The sequence below is a fragment of the Pseudomonas sp. S1_E05 genome, assembly GCF_056337105.1.
Window position 1 is genome coordinate 2,858,553 of the sequence record NZ_JBFRHM010000001.1, and the last position, 17,156, is coordinate 2,875,708.

Here is a 17,156-nt window from a genome sequence, read left to right on the forward strand (position 1 = left end):
ATGCGCGCTCTTACCCTCCATCTGAAAATGCTGATCGCCATCCTGGTGGTACTCGGCATTTCGGTCACGGCCTACCAGATCTTCGTGCTCGGCATTCCCGTCACCGAGGACGCCACCGACGACTTGTGGAACATCGACGCCAAGGTCGAGTTCGTCGCCAACGCCAAGGACCCGGTCAAGATCCAGATGTTCGTGCCGCCACTGAGCCGCGATTACGTCAGCCTCAATGAAAGCTTCATCTCCAATAACTACGGCGTGGCGGTGAACCGCGTCGATGGCAACCGTAAGGTGACCTGGTCGGCACGTCGGGCCAAGGGCAATCAGACCCTGTATTACCGCCTGGTGCTGACCAAGCGCTACAGCGCCGAAAAAACCAAGATCAAAGGCCCGACCTTTCGCGACAGCATCGTGGTAGAAGGCCCTGAGAAAATTGCTGCCGAGGCGCTGCTCGCACCGATTCGCCAACACTCGGCCGACGTCGAGACATTCATTGGCGAGGCGATCAAGCGTGTCAACAATCTCAACGACGACAACGTGAAACTGTTGCTGGCGGGCGATCCGTCCAGCGGGCACAAGGCCAGGATCGTCGAACTGGTGCTGTCCATCGCCCACGTGCCGGTGGAAAAGGTCCACACCATCCGTCTAGTGGCCGACCAGCCACAAACACCGGAATTGTGGTTGCGCAGCTTCAACGGCACCGACTGGTTGTACTTCAACCCGGAAACCGGTGAGCAGGGCCTGCCCACCGATCGCCTGCTGTGGTGGACCGGTGACGAGAACCTGATCACCGTCGACGGTGGCAAGAAAGCCAACGTGACCTTCAGCTTGAACAACAGCGAAATGAACGCCATTCGCCTGGCCAAGCTGACCGACGAAAACACCGACGCCAACTTCCTCGAATACTCGCTGTACGGCCTGCCGCTGCAAACCCAGCAGACGTTCATGATCATGGTGATGATCCCGATCGGCGTGCTGGTGATCCTGATCCTGCGCAACCTGATCGGCCTGCAGACCCTGGGAACCTTCACCCCGGTGCTGATCGCCCTGGCCTTCCGCGAAACCCAGTTGGGCTTCGGTATCGTGCTGTTCACCGTGATCACCGCGTTGGGGCTGTCGCTGCGCTCCTACCTTGAGCACTTGAAGTTGCAAATGCTGCCGAGGCTGTCGGTGGTGCTGACCTTCGTGGTGGTGCTGATCGCGGCGATCAGCCTGTTCAGCCATAAACTCGGCCTGGAGCGCGGCTTGTCCGTGGCGCTGTTCCCGATGGTAATCCTGACCATGACCATCGAACGCCTGTCGATCACCTGGGAAGAACGCGGCTCCGGCCATGCGATGAAGGTGGCCATTGGCACCCTGTTCGCCGCCTCCCTGGCGCACCTGATCATGAGCGTGCCAGAGCTGGTGTACTTCGTGTTCACCTTCCCGGCCGTCCTGTTGATCCTGGTGGGCTTCATGCTGGCCATGGGTCGCTATCGCGGCTACCGCCTCACCGAACTGGTGCGCTTCAAGGCGTTCCTGAAGAAGGCTGACGCCTGATGTTCGGTTTCTGGAAGACCTGGAAAGCCCTGGAAGCCCGGGGCATCATGGGGATCAATCGACGCAACGCAGACTACGTGCTCAAGTACAACAAGCGCAGCCTGTACCCGATTGTGGACGACAAGATCCTCACCAAGGAACGTGCGATCGCCGCCGGCATTCATGTGCCGGAACTGTACGGCATCATCTCCACAGAGAAAGAAATCGATAACCTCGACGAGATCATCGGCGGGCGCAGCGACTTCGTGATCAAACCGGCCCAGGGCGCGGGCGGTGACGGCATCATCGTGATCGCCGACCGGTTCGAGGGCCGCTATCGCACGGTGTCCGGCAAGATCATCAGCCATGAGGAAATCGAGCACCATGTCTCGAGCATCCTCACCGGTCTGTATTCATTGGGCGGGCACCGGGACCGGGCGCTGATCGAGTACCGGGTGACGCCCGACCAGATCTTCAAGAGCATCAGCTACGAAGGCGTGCCGGACATCCGCATCATCGTGCTGATGGGCTACCCGGTCATGGCGATGTTGCGCTTGCCGACCCGCCAGTCAGGCGGCAAGGCCAACCTGCACCAGGGCGCCATCGGCGTCGGTGTCGACCTCGCCACCGGCCTGACCCTGCGCGGTACCTGGCTCAACAACATCATCACCAAGCACCCGGACACCACCAACGCGGTCGACGGCGTGCAACTGCCCTACTGGGACGGATTCATGAAGCTCGCAGCGGGCTGCTACGAGCTGTGCGGGTTGGGTTACATCGGTGTCGACATGGTGCTGGACCAGGAAAAAGGCCCGCTGATCCTGGAGCTCAATGCCCGGCCAGGGCTGAACATCCAGATCGCCAACGACTGCGGCCTGACATTGCGCACCCATGCGGTCGAGGCTCGGCTGGAGGAGCTGAAAGCCCGTGGTGTGACGGAGACCGTCGAGGAGCGCATGGCGTTCGTCCAGGAAATGTTCGGGCATATTCCACCGGTCGAAGGTTAAGCTCCGTCCATGCTGACCTGCTCCGTACACCCGCTGCCCTATCGCGCCAACCCCGCCGAGTATTTCGCGGCGATTCGCCATGCCCCCGGCGCCGTGCTGCTCGACAGCGGCCGCCCCAGTGCCGAGCGAGGACGCTTCGACCTGCTCAGCGCCTGGCCGCTGGAGCAACTGACGGTCGCGCGCGACGACAGCGGCAGCGATTTCCTGCAACGCCTGCGCCTTCATCTGCAACGACTGGGCGAAGCCAGCGTCCCGTTTGACCTGCCCTTCGCAGGCGGCCTGATCGGCTACCTGAGCTACGACTTCGGTCGGCATCTGGAGCACCTGCCGAGCCAGGCGCACGATGACCTGCACCTGCCCGATGCACGTTTTGGCTTGTACGACTGGGCACTGATCAGTGACCACCAGCGCGAGACCAGCCAGCTGGTGTTCCATCCGACACTGGCCGACAGCGAACGCCAGCGCCTGATCGCGCTGTTCAGCCAGCCGCTGGCTGATCCGGTCGAGGCGTTCAAGCTCAACGCGCCCATGCAGCCCGATCTCAGCGCAGACGATTATCGCCAGGCACTGGAGCGCATCCAACAATACATCCAGGCGGGCGATTGCTATCAAGTCAATTTCGCACAGCGCTTTCGCGCCGAATGCGCGGGTGATCCGTGGGCCGCTTACTGCGCGCTGCGGGCAGCCTGCCCTACCCCGTTTTCCGGTTTCCAGAGCCTGCCCGACGGTGGCGCGGTGCTCAGCCTGTCGCCAGAGCGCTTCATCAAGCTCAGCGAGCGCCACGTCGAAACCCGCCCGATCAAGGGCACCCGTCCTCGTAGCCTGAATGCCGACGAAGATGCCGCGAACGCCGCCGAACTCCTGGCCAGCCCCAAGGATCGGGCGGAAAACCTGATGATCGTCGACCTGCTACGCAACGACCTGGGCCGCACATGCCGCGTCGGCTCGGTACGCGTGCCGGAGCTGTTCAGCCTGGAAAGTTATCCGAATGTGCATCACCTGGTGAGCAGCGTGACCGGGGAGCTGGCGGATGGTCGTGACGCTCTGGACCTGATCGCCGGCAGCTTCCCGGGCGGGTCGATCACCGGAGCACCGAAGATTCGCGCCATGCAGATCATCGACGAGCTGGAGCCGACGCGACGCGGCTTGTATTGCGGCTCGCTGCTGTACCTGGACGTGCGCGGCGAGATGGACAGCTCCATCGCCATTCGCAGTCTGTTGGTCAAGGACGGACAGGTGTGCTGCTGGGGTGGCGGCGGGATCGTTGCCGATTCGCAGTGGCAGGCCGAGTACCAGGAATCGATCACCAAGGTGAAGGTGCTACTCGACACCCTGCAGGGTCTCTGAACCTGAACCTGTAGGAGCGAGCATGTAGAGTCGTCGAACCGTCGCGATGGTGGTGGTCACACCGCTGGGCACCTGACACCCGGTGGTGTTAATACGTCCATCGCGAGCAAGCGCGGTCCTACAGGGGTCGGTTTACAGGGATAGCGTGCGGTTGGACGCCTTGATGAACTCCTGCTTGAGGTCTTCGAAGCTGTGCACCGCCGGGAATTGCGGGAATTCGCGGATCACATTCTCCGGCGCATGGAACAAAATCCCCGCATCCGCCTCCCCCAGCATCGTGGTGTCGTTGTAGGAATCCCCGGCTGCGATTACCCGATAGTAAAGGCTCTTGAAAGCCAGGACTGACTGGCGCTTGGGATCTTTCTGACGCAACTGATAGCTCGTCACCCGCCCGGTTTCGTCGGTGATCAGACGATGGCAGAGCAGCGTGGGGAATCCCAGCTGGCGCATCAGCGGTTGGGAGAATTCGTAGAAGGTGTCCGAGAGGATCACCACCTGAAAGCGCTCGCGCAGCCAGTTGACGAACTCGACGGCGCCGTCCAACGGCTTGAGCGTGGCGATCACCTCCTGGATGTCGGCCAGTTTCAGGCCGTGCTCGTCGAGAATCCGCAGGCGCTGCTTCATCAACACGTCGTAGTCGGGAATGTCCCGGGTGGTGGCTCTGAGGGATTGAATCCCGGTTTTTTCGGCAAAGGCGATCCAGATTTCCGGGACCAGCACACCTTCAAGATCCAGACAGGCAATTTCCACAAGACACCCCATTTGTATTGATTATTGAGCCGCGCGAGCAAAAAGCCCGCCGAACTCTATCCGCTCACAGGGAGCGGCGCAACGCACAGGCCGCGCCAGCCACGGCAGGATTTTGTTACCATCAGCTCCATATAGAGCGCCCAGCGCCACCGACCTGTAGGAAGCCGCCCTGATGAGCCCAACGTTCGACGTCGTGGAACTCGCCACGACTTATGCCAATAAATCCGCCCAGGACATCCTGAAACTCGCCTTCGCCGAATTCGGCGATGACCTGTGGATATCTTTCAGCGGCGCCGAAGACGTGGTGCTGGTGGACATGGCCTGGAAACTGAACAAGAACGTGAAGGTGTTCAGCCTCGACACTGGACGGCTGCACCCTGAAACCTATCGTTTCATCGACCAGGTGCGTGAGCACTACAAGATCGACATCGAGTTGGTATCGCCGGACTACACGAAACTCGAACCCTTCGTGAAGGAAAAAGGTCTGTTCAGCTTTTACAAGGATGGCCATGGCGAGTGCTGCGGCATCCGCAAAATCGAACCGCTGCGTCGCAAGCTGTCCGGCGTCAAGGCATGGGCAACCGGCCAACGTCGGGACCAGAGCCCCGGCACCCGCAGCGCAGTGGCAGTGATGGAAATCGACACCGCGTTCTCCACCCCGGAACGCACGCTGTACAAATTCAACCCGCTGGCACAAATGACCAGCGAAGAAATCTGGGGTTACATCCGCATGCTCGAACTGCCCTACAACAGCCTGCATGAGCGCGGATTCATCAGCATTGGCTGCGAACCCTGCACCCGGCCGGTACTGCCGAACCAGCACGAACGTGAAGGTCGCTGGTGGTGGGAAGAAGCCACGCAGAAAGAATGCGGGCTGCATGCTGGGAACATCATCAGCAAATCCAAGGCGTGAGTTTTCCCCTGTAGGAGCGAGCTTGCTCGCGATAGCGGTGTGTCAATCAACATCCTTGCCGACTGACACACCGCTATCGCGAGCAAGCTCGCTCCTACAGAGGTACTACATTTTAAACTTCTGGTTTAAACAGAACGTCGCATTGGCTGGCTACTCAGTGTGCAATGCGCCATCGATACTACGCTCCATCAGCCGAGACATTTCGCCTCGGGACTTGGAGATCGACATGACTACTCAGAACCTCAGCGGCAAGGTGGCTTTGATCCAGGGCGGGTCCCGCGGTATCGGCGCCGCCATCGTCAAGCGCCTGGCCGCTGAAGGCGCGACCGTCGCCTTCACCTACGTCAGTTCCACAGCCAAAGCCGAAGAGCTGCAAAACAGCATCACCGCAAGCGGCGGCAAGGCGCTGGCCATCAAGGCCGACAGCGGCGATGCCGAGGCGATTCGCAACGCGGTCAGCACCACCGTCCAAACCTTTGGTCGCCTGGATATCCTGGTCAACAACGCGGGCGTGCTGGCCGTGGCCCCTCTGGAAGAGTTCAAACTGGAGGACTTCGACCAGACGCTGGCGATCAACGTGCGCAGCGTATTCGTCGCCACCCAGGCCGCCGCCCAACACATGACCGAAGGCGGTCGCGTGATCAACATCGGCAGCACCAACGCCGATCGCATGCCCTTCGCCGGTGGTGGCCCGTACGCCATGAGCAAGGCGGCGCTGGTCGGCCTGACCAAAGGCCTCTCCCGTGACCTCGGCCCACGCGGCATCACCATCAACAATGTGCAACCGGGCCCGGTCGACACCGACATGAACCCGGCCAGCGGCGACTTCGCCGAAAGCCTGATACCGTTGATGGCCGTGGGTCGTTACGGACACGCCGAAGAAATCGCCAGCTTCGTCGCCTACCTGGCCGGCCCTGAAGCCGGTTACATCACCGGGGCGAGCCTGACGATCGATGGTGGTTTTGGCGCCTGACCTGTCAATCCCTTGCAGGAGCGACGGTTCGACGCCTCGACATGCTCGCTCCTACAGTACGGGTAGTCCGTAATCACTGGGCATGAACGCCTTGAGCGTACGAATAATGCCATCGGCGTGTGCGTATTTTTCGTCAGCCATCGCGGCATCGGGGATCGCAATCGCCGTCATGCCCGCCACCTTCGCCGCCGTGACACCGAACGGCGAATCCTCGAACACCAGGCAGTCCTCGGGCGCAACGCCCAGGCGCCGTGCAGCAGTGAGAAAAATGTCCGGCGCCGGTTTGGCCGCACCGACTTCCGGGTCATCCGCCGTCACGATGAAGTCAAACAGCCCGAACCAGTCGCGGTGCAAGGTCGTTTTCTGGCCGAACGACTGACGCGACGAGCTGGTGCCCACGGCAATCGGGACGTTATTGGCCTTGAGGTGCCGGACCAGTTCCTGGGCACCGGGCATGGCCTGGGCCGTCGGGAACCGTTCGCGCATCAAAGGCTCGCGGATCTCCAGGAACTCCTCGGCGGTGATCGGCAAATCCAGCGCCTGAACCACATACCGCGCCAGATCCCCCGCGCCCCTGCCAATGATGTTCTGCTTGACGCTCCAGTCGAACGTGCGACCGTAGCGCCCGGCAATGATCGAGGTGACTTCGGTGTAGATACCCTCGGTGTCCAGCAGCAAGCCGTCCATGTCGAAAATCACGGCTTTGATCGGGCGGAACTCTTTCAGCGGTGCATTCATCGCATCTGATCCGTTTTTAACGAAATCCCGACCGAGCCGGACGCAGCCGGATCGCGGATTGGATTAAAGGTTTCAGCAGCATAGCGAGCGCGGTCGACAAAGATCAACGGACAATCTCCCCGCACCGGAAAATGATGGATGAAGACGCTGGCCGCGAATTAGCGATTTTCCCTACACAAATCGCCTACTTTCCCGACTTCTTTCCCTGCTGATCCCCAGCAAAGTCTCGCGATCCGAAATTCGATCCGCGCGAGGCACTGCGAATGTCCAAACCAGACAAGGTCCTGGCCTTGAACAACGCCATCGGCCTGCTCGCGGTCGCCGCCATGGACCCCGCGCAACCGGACGTCGAACCACTGATCGCGGAGGCTGCAGTCACGCAGGTCAGCAATCCGCTGGCCATCGCACGCGCCAAGTCAGACGCCCGCACCCGGTTGAGCCGCCAGGAACATCGCGACGACGCCCCTTCCCCGGCGAAAAACCCCAATGGCGATAATGTCGACTCAGCGGATCAGACCGCGACCAACGGCTGTCCGGTGTCGATGGTCACTGGCGAAGAGCTGCTGACCCTGAGCGATGGTGCACTGGACGGGCTGTTGCCTTTCGAGTTCATCCGCGTTTATCGCACCAGTGCGGTCGAAACGGACAGCGGCCTGGGATTCGGCTGGAGTCATTCCTTGTCGCATCGGCTGGAAATCGAGGGCGACACCGTCATCTGGATAGATCACGAAAACCGCCGCACGCGTTTTCCATTGGCCACCAGCGCACGCCCCGCCATTCACAACAGCCTGGCGCGGGCAGCGATTTATCTGGGGGATGAGCCCGAAGAGCTGGTCATTTCCCAGGCGGGCGAGACCACCCGTTTCTACCACTTCCGGGCGGGACACCTGACCGCCATCAGCGATGCCTATGGCAATCGTCTGACGGTCCAACGCGACCGATCCGACAGGATCATGCGCCTCGACAACGGTGCCGGTCGGGCGCTGTGTTTGCGTTATGAGCGACGCCACCTCGCCACCGTCGAGTACCAGAGCTACCAGGCAGCCGCCACGCCGGAGGATGCATGGCGCACCGAGCAGACCTTGGTGTTCTACCGCTATGACGCTTGTCATCGGCTGATCGAGGCGACCAATGCAGCCGGTGAAAGCGAGCGCTACGACTACGACGATCAGCACGTCATCCTGCAGCGGCAACTGGCCGGTGGCGCGAGTTTTTTCTGGGAGTGGGAAAGGTCCGGCAAGGCCGTGCGTTGCGTACGGCACTGGGCGTCGTTCATGCAAATGGACACGAACTATGTCTGGGATGACAACGGTGGTGTGCAGGTCAAACGCGTCGATGGCAGCAAAACGCTTTACCAGCATGATGAACAGGCTCGACTGATCCGTCGCCTCGAACCGAACGGCGCAGAGCACCTTAAGGCGTATGACGACAAAGGCCGCCTGGTCGCCGAAAAGAATCCACTGGACGCGACTACTCGATATATCTACGACGAAAACGGGCGATTGAAGGCCCTGATTCCGCCCGAAGGCGAGCCAACATCCTACGAGCATCGCAACGGCTTCCTGCACTCGAAATGCCGCGGCAAGGCGCAGTGGACGTATCTGCGCAATGCCCAGGGTGACGTTATCGAGGCGACCGACCCCGATGGGCAAGTCACTCGCCATTACTTCGATGACAAAGGCCGGCTGCTCTCGACCTGCTACCCGGATAACAGCCGGCATGTCTACGTCCGCAATGACCTGGGACAACTGACCGAAGAGACGCTGCCAAATGGTAGCCAACGGATTTTTTCCTACGACGTCCGAGGCCGGTGCACGACCCGGCAGGATGAGCACGGCGTCATTACCCACTGCACGTGGGACGCCGTGGGGCGACTGCTGCAAAAGACGTCGGCCACAGGCACTAGCCGCGCCTTCCGCTACAACGCCTATGGCAAGGTCATCGCCGAACGCAATGAGCTGGGCCGCGTCACTCGCTACGAATACCTCGACGACCTGCACCTGGTCAGCCTGCGGATCAATCCTGATGGCTCGCAGGTGCGATATCGCTTCGACAACGCGCGCCTGCTGCTGACGGAAATCGAAAACGAATCCGGCGAAAAATATCGCCTGGACCACACGTCCGGCGGGCTGATCCGTCAGGAAATCGCATTCGATGGTCGGCGTACAAAGTATGCCTACGACCTCAATGGGCATCTGATGGAGAAAACCGAGTTCGGTGACGACGACTCGAAGCTGATCACCGCCTACCAGCGCGACTCGATCGGGCGCCTGCTGGTCAAGACGCTGCCAGATGGCGCCAAGGTCCAATACCGCTACGACAGCGTCGGGCGGCTGGTCAGCGTCGATGATGGTCAGGACCACCCGCTGGAATTCGAATATGACCCACAGGATCGGCTGGTCACCGAACACCAGGGTTGGGGCACGTTACGTTATGGCTACGATGCCTGTGGACAACTCAACCAACTGCGCCTGCCGGACGGCAGCAAGCTCGACTATCACCACGCCCGTGGCGGCACGCTTACAGCCATTGACCTCAATGGCGTGCGGCTGACAACGCACACATTTTTCGCCGGTCATGAGCAGACCCGCCGCCAGGGCTTGCTGCTCAGCGAGTACCAGTTCGACGACCAGGGCCGCCTGAAAACCCATGCTGTAATGCAACAGCAATTACTTTATCGCCGAGATTATGCCTACACCGCCACCGGTAATCTCGAACGGGTCAGCGACACGCGCCACGGCCAACGCTGCTATGACTACGACACGCTCGATCGTCTGATCGGGGTACGTCACGCTCGTGACCAGCAACCGGAACGCTTTGGCCACGACCCGGCTGGCAACCTGATGATGTACGACCGTCCCGGCGTACCAAAGATAAAGGGCAACCGCCTGCTGGTGCAGGGAGACCGGCATTACGACTACGACGCGTTCGGCAACCTCATTCGCGAACGTCGCGGTGCAGGTCAGAAGCTCGTCACCGAATACCGCTACGACTGCCAGCACCGGCTGATCGGCGCCACCCTGGCCAACGGCAGCCAGGCGACATACCGCTACGATGCGTTTGGTCGACGTATCAGCAAAACCGTAGATGGCAAGACGACCGAGTTTTTCTGGCAGGGCGACCACCTCGTTGCCGAAAGCGGCCGCGAGCACTACCGCAGTTATATTTACGAACCGGGCAGTTTCCGCCCCCTGGCCCTGCTCAATGGCAAGGGACCGGGCAAGACTTGCCCGTTTTACTACCAGTTGGACCACCTGGGCACCCCGCAGGAACTTACCGATTCCGGCGGCGACATCATCTGGGCCGCCCGCTACACCGCCTACGGTCGCCTCACCCGCCTCACCCGCGACACCCATGAGGTTCTCGACCAGCCACTGCGCTTCCAGGGCCAGTACTTCGACGCTGAAACCGGGCTGCATTACAACCGGCACCGGTATTACCAGCCCGATACCGGACGGTACCTGACACCGGATCCGAGCAGGTTGGCTGGCGGGCTGAATCAGTATCGGTATACGCGGAGCCCGACGGGGTGGGTGGATCCGTTGGGGTTGAATGGGTGTCCGGGTAGGCGAAGATGTTCAACAACACCAGAGGCTGAGGACCCAACGGAAGGGGTAAGCGTCGTAGACGCGGAAGTCATGCTCCTGCTCTACCCCGAAGAAAAATACCTATACCGTGGAGATCCGCGCGATCCGGATGAGATTTTTCAGACAGGATTCAAGCCCAGAGGTACCAGCAATGACTTGCTGCTTCACTCGAACGACAGCAGCAATCCTCCAAGTAACTTCGTAAGTACCACCCCGGATCGAGAAGTGGGGATTGATTTCGCAACGAGATTCAGAATGCGAAAAGGTTTCTTGTACACCCTTCGGCCTATTCCGGGGCGAGATCTGGTCAAAGAGTTGGGTAAGCGTTATAAATTTTCCAGTGAACGAGAAGTAGCCATCCAAGGGGGCGTCAAGAAAGAGGATATTCTCGGAGTAACCTCCATTGAAGCGAACGGCCAAGCCACGGGCACTACTATCTTGAACCCCAACAGGAAATAGCAATGGACCGTGTTGAGATAGCGATTATCAAACAGGGCGAGCGCCAGCAAGCCGACTTACTCTGTGACTCGGACAATACGACTATTACCTTTGTCATGGGCAATGGGTATAGCCAGTCTTACGCAGGTAACGATTTTTACCAGTGTCTGGGGCAGATAAGAAAAGAGCATCAAGACGTCACCTTTTTATGCAAGGGCGCCAAAATCAATGTCCATCCGTCCAGCATGTCGTCACAAATGACACAGGGTGTAAAAGCCTACGAACTGACCCTGGGCCGAAACGCAACCAGACGTGATGTCGTGAATATTTTCGATTACGAGGATAAAAATCTCACGAACAATCCCGATCTCCAGAAGCAATTTTTCGAACGCTGGCTCGATACAGAGGCCACCAACGATTAATGCCTGTGAAGCGATTTATTGTTTGTCGCCGCGCTCATCCTCATCATCCGGCGGCCGCTGATCTCGTTTCAGCGAATCGGTGGGCGAAGGCAGTGGATATTCCGGCGTGTCTTCGTCGTCATCCTCATCCATCAGTGGGACTGTTGCATCATCCATCAACGACCCCGGATCTTCATTGCCCGGATCATTGATAAAAGGCAGTCCGCTGGGACCTTTCTCTTCCTTGCCTTGCGTCTTGGGCGTCATGACCAACCTCGCATCAATTCAGGTGTGTACCAGTTGAGAGGTAGCCTGGCGCCAAACGTTCCAACCTGCACGAACGAAAAAGCCCGGCATCGAGCCGGGCTTTCTTGAGCGATCAGAATCAGTGGCGCTTGTGCCCCTTGCCCAGGTTGCTGCCTACGCCGCCGCCGATTGCGCCGCCCAGACCCGCACCGATGGTGGAGCCGGTCTTGCCGCCCAGGCTATTGCCGATCACCGAGCCGCCGGCAGCACCTACGCCGCCGCCGATCGCAGCCTTGGTGCGGCTGCCCTTGCGCGCGGCCACGGCACTGCCTGCGGCGCCCGCAACACCTGCACCAATCGCTGCGCCGGTGCTGCCGCCCATGCTTTGGCCGACCACGTTACCCAGCGCGCCGCCCAGACCACCACCCAGCGCGGCAGTGCCGTCGCCAGCAGCCATCGCACCTTGAGCGACCAGAAGCCCCAGAACCAGAGCTGGCAGAGTTAAACGCATGACAAGAACCTCAAAATAGGGTGGAAATCAAAAAGGGTCGAGATTGAATGCTTTAGCGGCGAGAAAGTCCAGACGCACGAACGCAACCTCGCCTTTGGCGACGGTTGGACAGCGTTTAAGGAAAAGGTTTTATGGCAGGCAAAAAAAAGCCCGCTGGGGAGACGGGCCAGGTGTTGCTTTCTAACGGATGAGTTGAGCCTACGAAAGGCAGTGTGAAAACTTTGTGAAAAATCGGACGCAGAAATACGTCGATAAACACTCCTCTAAACGCGGCAAAAATCGCTCAATGGCGGGGTCCGTGAACGACCTGCTCCCTCTTGGCCGGAGCCGCTACCCTGGGCATGAATTTCGCTTTCGGGCCCAGGCGCACCGTGGTCTTCATCTTGTCGAGCCTGACCTCTTCATCACCGAAGCCCACCATGTACTCGGTCTGGCCGCACTGCACGCAGTTGTTGATTGGAAACTCAGCACCATCGTCTTCGATATACGGATCAGCCATTTCAGCACCCCTTTCAAAAGTGGGGTCGACATCGGCAAGCCCTATTGCCTGAAACCTATCGACCGCCAAGCATTTGAGACTAGCCGGTCATTAGTGGACTTGTGATTCAGAGGCACGATGCCCGACGAATGGAGCGCTCTGGCGCCTGTGTTGTCCTGATTCGGTCAACGCAGCTTGACGGCTGTCCCGGTCACAAAAACCACCACCATCCCGCCCTTCCCGGCTGGCATGCTGATCTCGAAATCAAGCCCTACCACCGCATCGGCCTGAAGTGCCCGGGCCCGCTCCTTGATCTCGTCAGTGGCTTGAATCCGAGCTTCCTTCAGTGCACGTTCCAATGTCTGGGAGCGCCCCCAAAGAAGTCGCGCATCCCGGCGAACATATCCCGGATAACGTTGACCCCCTGTACCGACTCGGCGCTGACAACGTCCAGGTAAGCCGTGATTTGTCGGCCTTCGATGGCGTGGGTCGTGGTGGTGATCATGGAATTTCCTATTCATGGCCCTGGTTGAAGGGCAGGCAGCAAAACTAGAGGACTTTGAGCAGCAACGTCGTGACGGTGGCCACCGTGCCGATCAGACCGATGGCGACAGTCACCGGATACCAGAAAACTTCACAGGTCATCTTGCCGGCCTCAGCGTTCAACTTTCGTTGCTCCGCAATCAGCTTGACGATTTCCACGTGAACCTTCTCCAGCTCTGCCTGTTTGGGGGTGAATTCCTGCATAACGTACCTGCGTCCATTCCGGGATTATGAAGGGCGGCGTCATCAACACCATCCGCTGAACCATTCTCGACGCTAAAAGCCCTGTATGAACAGCCCTCCTCAAATCCGCTGACTTTACACCGTTTACCGAAATAGCCTCTGACAACAAGGGGTTGGAGCCTTACGTCCCACACACACGTTAAAAGCCCTACGTCATTATCAGAAGGTCCTACATCAATACGATCAGGTACGCCCCTTCAAAAATCAGCCCCAAGAAAACACAAAACCCCTGACTTCTTTCGAAATCAGGGGTTCTGTTTACATCGAATTTGGCGGTGAAGGAGAGATTCGAACTCTCGATACAATTTCTTGTATACACACTTTCCAGGCGTGCTCCTTAAGCCACTCGGACACTTCACCGTATCTCTTCAAACATGTTCTGTCTGTCGAGGCGCGCTAATGTAGTCGAAAGCATTTCCGATGGCAATTTTTTTTTGCAGAATTTTCATGCGGTTAGCGATTTAGACGTTCCGCGTGCTTTGGCGCATGGCAAACCTGCCAATCTTCGGCTGGGCTTCCCGCTTCGTTGTGCAAGGCAATGCGCGGTGGACGTGCTGCATCGGGGCCTGGCCGCTGAAAACGGTGACTGGCGAGTCAGTCACGGCGCTTTACCTCGCTTACGGTGGTGGGTAACGTCTGCCTCAACTTTCATACAAGGAATAGCGTCATGAGTGAGTTGATTTCCTACCACCTCGAAGACGGTATCGCGACTCTGACCTTGAGCAACGGCAAGGTCAATGCCATTTCCCCGGACGTGATTGCCGCATTCAATGCGGCGCTGGATCAGGCTGTGACTGATCGCGCGGTGGTGATCATTACTGGCACGCCGGGCATTCTGTCGGGCGGGTACGACTTGAAGGTGATGACCGCCGGGCCGAAAGAAGCCGTGTCGCTGGTGACCGCAGGTTCGACCCTGGCCCGGCGCCTGCTGTCGCATCCGTTCCCGGTGATTGTTGCCTGCCCTGGGCACGCGGTCGCCAAGGGGGCGTTTCTGTTGTTGTCGGCCGATTACCGCATTGGTGTCGACGGTCCATTCAGCATCGGTTTGAACGAAGTGCAGATCGGCATGACCATGCACCACGCGGGTATCGAGCTGGCCCGCGATCGCCTGCGCAAGTCGGCGTTTCACCGTTCGGTGATCAATGGTGAGATGTTCAACCCGCAAAGCGCGGTGGATGCCGGATTCCTGGATGTCGTGGTCGCGCCCGAAGCGCTGCAGGAAACCGCGTTGGCGGCGGCGCGCCAGTTGAAGAAGATCAACATGAGCGCGCACAAAAACACCAAGTTGAAAGTGCGCAAGGCGCTGCTGGATACGCTGGATAACGCGATCATCATGGATCAGGAGCATTTGGTTTAAATACCCTGGCCATGCCCCTACGAACGCGAGACGCCTGAAACGCAGCGGTGATCTCGCGTTCATCGCGAGCAAGCTCGCTCTTACAACAGTGATCGGAAAAGACCTACAACCGCTCTAGAACACATCTGACCAAGTAGTCGGAAACTTTTACTTAAACATCGCCTATCTCCTACCTCTACCGGGGTAATTGCCGAAAACAGTGCACATCCGTACACTGCGCCACCTTTTGTCCCGGTGGGGCCTGCAAAATGCTGTTCGTGTTTCGTATGTTGTTGATGGGCCTGCACTTTATTCTGGCCGGTGTACTGGGCGTGATTCTTGGGCTGTGCCGGCCATTCAATCCGGACAACAGCCGACTCTGTGCACGTTTATATGCCTGGCCGGCGATGTGCATTCTGCGTTTGCGGGTCAAGGCGGACGTCGGTCCCTTGATGGACAAACCGCAGAGCTGCGTGATCGTCGCCAATCACCAGTCCAACTATGACTTGTTCGTATTCGGCAACGTGGTGCCCCACCGTACCGTGTGCATCGGCAAGAAAAGCCTGAAGTGGGTGCCGCTGTTCGGCCAGTTGTTCTGGCTGGCAGGCAATGTGCTGATCGACCGTGGCAACGCGCACAAGGCGCGCCGCTCGATGCTGACCACCACACACACCTTGCAGCACGAGGACACGTCGATCTGGGTGTTCCCGGAAGGCACGCGCAACCTTGGAGAGGATTTGCTGCCATTCAAGAAAGGCGCGTTCCAGATGGCCATCGCCGCGGGTGTGCCGATCGTGCCGGTGTGTGTCAGCACTTACGTCAAGCACATGCGATTGAACCGCTGGCGCAGTGGGAAAATTCTGATCCGTTCGCTGCCAGCGATTCCGACCGCAGGATTGAGCCTGGACGACATGCCGCAGCTGATCGCCCAGTGTCGCGAGCAGATGCGTGAGTGCATCGCCTCGATGGATCGGCAACTGCAAGCCGCGTAATACCAAACCCGCCTTGTGCGGGTTTTCTTTTGCCGGCGAAGGACGGGTGAACTGCGCAGATTTCACTGACTCTCAAGCAACAGACAAGGCTAAGCTGAAGATTGTCTGTTACCACCCACCAAGAAGAAGTGAAACTCAATCATGGGTCGAGTTGTTGCTGCCGCGGTTTACAGCGCCGGTAAAAAAGTCACCAATATCACCCTCGACGAAGGCGCCGCCTGGGCTGCCAAGCCTGACCACTTCGTCTGGATCGGCCTCGAAGAGCCGGATGCGCAAGAGCTTGCCAACCTGCAACGCCAGTTCAACCTCCACGAACTGGCTATCGAAGATGCCCTGGAAAAACACAGCCGCCCGAAGCTGGAGACGTTCGGTGATGCGCTGTTCATCGTCACCTACTCACCGATCCGTCACGACGGCAAATTGCAGTTCATCGAGACGCATATCTTCGCTGGCAACGGCTACATCATCACTGCACGCAATGGTCACTCGGCGTCCTACGCTCATGTCCGTCAGCGTTGTGAGGCGCGTCCGCTGCTGCTCGAGCATGGAGAAGACTTCGTACTCTATGCCCTCCTCGACTTCGTGATCGAAAACTATCAGCCGGTGGGCGAAGCCATTCACGCCGAGATCGACGAACTGGAGCGCAACGTGTTGTGCAGCGCCTTGAATGAACACGACATCCAGAGACTGCATGGCCTGCGCCGGGACGTGGTGCGCCTGCGCCGTTATGCGGCGCCGATGGTAGAAATCAGCGAGGAGTTACAGAAGCTCAGCTTCCCGTTCATCGACAAGAACATGCGCCCGTATTTTCGCGATGTGCAAATCCATGTGACCCGCCAGATGGAAGACCTGACGACACTGGCGGAGATTGCCAGCCAGACCATCGAGGTCGGGGTGTTGCTGGAGGCGTCACGCCAGAGCGTGGTGCAGCGCAAGTTTGCTGCATGGGCGGCGATCCTGGCGTTCCCCACCGCGATTGCCGGCATCTACGGGATGAATTTCCAGAACATGCCTGAGCTCACGTGGCACTACGGGTATTTCACGGTGTTGGGATTCATTGCGGTGGGGTGTGCGGGGCTTTGGGGCAGTTTCAAAAGGTCGGGGTGGTTGTAAAACGCTCGCTCCCACATTGGATCTG

The 17,156-nt window shown here is 59.1% G+C and carries 16 protein-coding genes, 1 tRNA gene and 1 pseudogene; 10 read left to right on the forward strand and 8 right to left on the reverse strand.

Annotation, left to right across the window (positions count from 1 at the left end):
- Genes rloB through pabB form a run of 3 tightly spaced genes read left to right on the forward strand, consistent with a single transcriptional unit; the run spans position 1 to position 3,869 of the window.
- Positions 1-1,536, forward strand: a complete 1,536-nt coding sequence (gene rloB, locus AB4N33_RS13170; protein WP_460116977.1) for an osmotic stress tolerance membrane protein RloB — start codon at positions 1-3, stop codon at positions 1,534-1,536.
- The gene (locus AB4N33_RS13175) at positions 1,536-2,522 is read left to right on the forward strand and encodes an alpha-L-glutamate ligase-like protein (RefSeq protein WP_460116978.1); all 987 of its coding nucleotides are present in this window, start codon (positions 1,536-1,538) and stop codon (positions 2,520-2,522) included. The genes rloB and AB4N33_RS13175 overlap by 1 nt, the downstream gene beginning before the upstream one ends.
- A 9-nt stretch (positions 2,523-2,531) precedes the next feature.
- Positions 2,532-3,869 (forward strand): aminodeoxychorismate synthase component I, encoded by a 1,338-nt coding sequence (gene pabB, locus AB4N33_RS13180; RefSeq protein WP_476457507.1) that lies wholly within the window; start codon positions 2,532-2,534, stop codon positions 3,867-3,869.
- Positions 3,870-4,001: 132 nt separating this feature from the next.
- Here pabB and thrH read toward each other — a convergent pair whose 3' ends face one another.
- Positions 4,002-4,619: a bifunctional phosphoserine phosphatase/homoserine phosphotransferase ThrH gene (gene thrH, locus AB4N33_RS13185; RefSeq protein WP_460116980.1), complete on the reverse strand. Its 618-nt coding sequence runs from the start codon at positions 4,617-4,619 to the stop codon at positions 4,002-4,004.
- Between the two features lie 172 nt (positions 4,620-4,791).
- On the opposite strand from thrH, the gene AB4N33_RS13190 reads away from it, so the two are divergent.
- Together AB4N33_RS13190 and AB4N33_RS13195 are read left to right on the forward strand one after the other, a co-directional pair.
- Positions 4,792-5,532: a phosphoadenylyl-sulfate reductase gene (locus tag AB4N33_RS13190; RefSeq protein ID WP_007971943.1), complete on the forward strand. Its 741-nt coding sequence runs from the start codon at positions 4,792-4,794 to the stop codon at positions 5,530-5,532.
- Between the two features lie 226 nt (positions 5,533-5,758).
- Positions 5,759-6,505 carry a 3-oxoacyl-ACP reductase family protein gene (locus AB4N33_RS13195; RefSeq protein ID WP_476457508.1) on the forward strand — a complete coding sequence of 249 codons (747 nt, stop codon included), beginning with the start codon at positions 5,759-5,761 and terminating at the stop codon, positions 6,503-6,505.
- Positions 6,506-6,556: 51 nt separating this feature from the next.
- On the opposite strand, the gene AB4N33_RS13200 is transcribed toward AB4N33_RS13195, so the two are convergent.
- On the reverse strand, positions 6,557-7,243 hold the full coding sequence (locus AB4N33_RS13200) for an HAD-IA family hydrolase (RefSeq protein ID WP_460116982.1): 687 nt from the start codon (positions 7,241-7,243) through the stop codon (positions 6,557-6,559).
- A 263-nt stretch (positions 7,244-7,506) separates the two neighbouring features.
- On the opposite strand from AB4N33_RS13200, the gene AB4N33_RS13205 reads away from it, so the two are divergent.
- On the forward strand, positions 7,507-11,289 hold the full coding sequence (locus tag AB4N33_RS13205) for an RHS repeat-associated core domain-containing protein (RefSeq protein WP_476457509.1): 3,783 nt from the start codon (positions 7,507-7,509) through the stop codon (positions 11,287-11,289).
- A gap of 2 nt (positions 11,290-11,291) precedes the next feature.
- The gene (locus AB4N33_RS13210; protein WP_460116984.1) at positions 11,292-11,690 is read left to right on the forward strand and encodes a hypothetical protein; all 399 of its coding nucleotides are present in this window, start codon (positions 11,292-11,294) and stop codon (positions 11,688-11,690) included.
- 15 nt (positions 11,691-11,705) lie between these two features.
- Here AB4N33_RS13210 and AB4N33_RS13215 read toward each other — a convergent pair whose 3' ends face one another.
- From AB4N33_RS13215 to AB4N33_RS13240, 6 genes and pseudogenes are all read right to left on the reverse strand, one after another.
- Positions 11,706-11,936, reverse strand: a complete 231-nt coding sequence (locus AB4N33_RS13215; protein ID WP_460116985.1) for a hypothetical protein — start codon at positions 11,934-11,936, stop codon at positions 11,706-11,708.
- Between the two features lie 118 nt (positions 11,937-12,054).
- Complete coding sequence (locus tag AB4N33_RS13220) at positions 12,055-12,426, reverse strand: bacteriocin (RefSeq protein ID WP_192301938.1); 372 nt, start codon at positions 12,424-12,426, stop codon at positions 12,055-12,057.
- A gap of 283 nt (positions 12,427-12,709) precedes the next feature.
- On the reverse strand, positions 12,710-12,925 hold the full coding sequence (locus AB4N33_RS13225) for a glycosyltransferase family protein (RefSeq protein ID WP_460116986.1): 216 nt from the start codon (positions 12,923-12,925) through the stop codon (positions 12,710-12,712).
- A 164-nt stretch (positions 12,926-13,089) separates the two neighbouring features.
- A pseudogene (locus tag AB4N33_RS13230) lies at positions 13,090-13,409 on the reverse strand (YbjQ family protein).
- A 44-nt stretch (positions 13,410-13,453) separates the two neighbouring features.
- Positions 13,454-13,651, reverse strand: a complete 198-nt coding sequence (locus tag AB4N33_RS13235) for a hypothetical protein (RefSeq protein WP_460116988.1) — start codon at positions 13,649-13,651, stop codon at positions 13,454-13,456.
- Positions 13,652-13,960: 309 nt separating this feature from the next.
- Positions 13,961-14,050, reverse strand: a tRNA-Ser gene (locus tag AB4N33_RS13240).
- Positions 14,051-14,357: 307 nt separating this feature from the next.
- Between AB4N33_RS13240 and AB4N33_RS13245 the strand changes: the two genes are divergently transcribed.
- The 3 genes from AB4N33_RS13245 (at position 14,358) to AB4N33_RS13255 (ending at position 17,131) form a co-directional block, all read left to right on the forward strand.
- A complete protein-coding gene (locus AB4N33_RS13245; protein WP_460116989.1) occupies positions 14,358-15,047 on the forward strand; it encodes a crotonase/enoyl-CoA hydratase family protein in 690 nt (229 codons plus the stop codon).
- Between the two features lie 248 nt (positions 15,048-15,295).
- On the forward strand, positions 15,296-16,018 hold the full coding sequence (locus tag AB4N33_RS13250) for a 1-acylglycerol-3-phosphate O-acyltransferase (RefSeq protein WP_476457510.1): 723 nt from the start codon (positions 15,296-15,298) through the stop codon (positions 16,016-16,018).
- 141 nt (positions 16,019-16,159) lie between these two features.
- The gene (locus AB4N33_RS13255; RefSeq protein WP_460116991.1) at positions 16,160-17,131 is read left to right on the forward strand and encodes a magnesium and cobalt transport protein CorA; all 972 of its coding nucleotides are present in this window, start codon (positions 16,160-16,162) and stop codon (positions 17,129-17,131) included.
- Positions 17,132-17,156 lie beyond the last annotated feature (25 nt).

Bases quoted from the DNA above. Each gene is read 5' to 3' on its own strand.
- AB4N33_RS13175 (WP_460116978.1), top strand. From the start codon at position 1,536: ATGTTCGGTTTCTGGAAGACCTGGAAAGCCCTGGAAGCCCGGGGCATC.
- AB4N33_RS13225 (WP_460116986.1), bottom strand. From the start codon at position 12,925: ATGGCTGATCCGTATATCGAAGACGATGGTGCTGAGTTTCCAATCAAC.
- AB4N33_RS13195 (WP_476457508.1), top strand. From the start codon at position 5,759: ATGACTACTCAGAACCTCAGCGGCAAGGTGGCTTTGATCCAGGGCGGG.
- AB4N33_RS13200 (WP_460116982.1), bottom strand. From the start codon at position 7,243: ATGAATGCACCGCTGAAAGAGTTCCGCCCGATCAAAGCCGTGATTTTC.
- AB4N33_RS13210 (WP_460116984.1), top strand. From the start codon at position 11,292: ATGGACCGTGTTGAGATAGCGATTATCAAACAGGGCGAGCGCCAGCAA.
- AB4N33_RS13235 (WP_460116988.1), bottom strand. From the start codon at position 13,651: ATGCAGGAATTCACCCCCAAACAGGCAGAGCTGGAGAAGGTTCACGTG.
- pabB (WP_476457507.1), top strand. From the start codon at position 2,532: ATGCTGACCTGCTCCGTACACCCGCTGCCCTATCGCGCCAACCCCGCC.
- AB4N33_RS13220 (WP_192301938.1), bottom strand. From the start codon at position 12,426: ATGCGTTTAACTCTGCCAGCTCTGGTTCTGGGGCTTCTGGTCGCTCAA.
- rloB (WP_460116977.1), top strand. From the start codon at position 1: ATGCGCGCTCTTACCCTCCATCTGAAAATGCTGATCGCCATCCTGGTG.
- AB4N33_RS13190 (WP_007971943.1), top strand. From the start codon at position 4,792: ATGAGCCCAACGTTCGACGTCGTGGAACTCGCCACGACTTATGCCAAT.
- AB4N33_RS13250 (WP_476457510.1), top strand. From the start codon at position 15,296: ATGCTGTTCGTGTTTCGTATGTTGTTGATGGGCCTGCACTTTATTCTG.
- AB4N33_RS13245 (WP_460116989.1), top strand. From the start codon at position 14,358: ATGAGTGAGTTGATTTCCTACCACCTCGAAGACGGTATCGCGACTCTG.
- AB4N33_RS13255 (WP_460116991.1), top strand. From the start codon at position 16,160: ATGGGTCGAGTTGTTGCTGCCGCGGTTTACAGCGCCGGTAAAAAAGTC.
- AB4N33_RS13205 (WP_476457509.1), top strand. From the start codon at position 7,507: ATGTCCAAACCAGACAAGGTCCTGGCCTTGAACAACGCCATCGGCCTG.
- AB4N33_RS13215 (WP_460116985.1), bottom strand. From the start codon at position 11,936: ATGACGCCCAAGACGCAAGGCAAGGAAGAGAAAGGTCCCAGCGGACTG.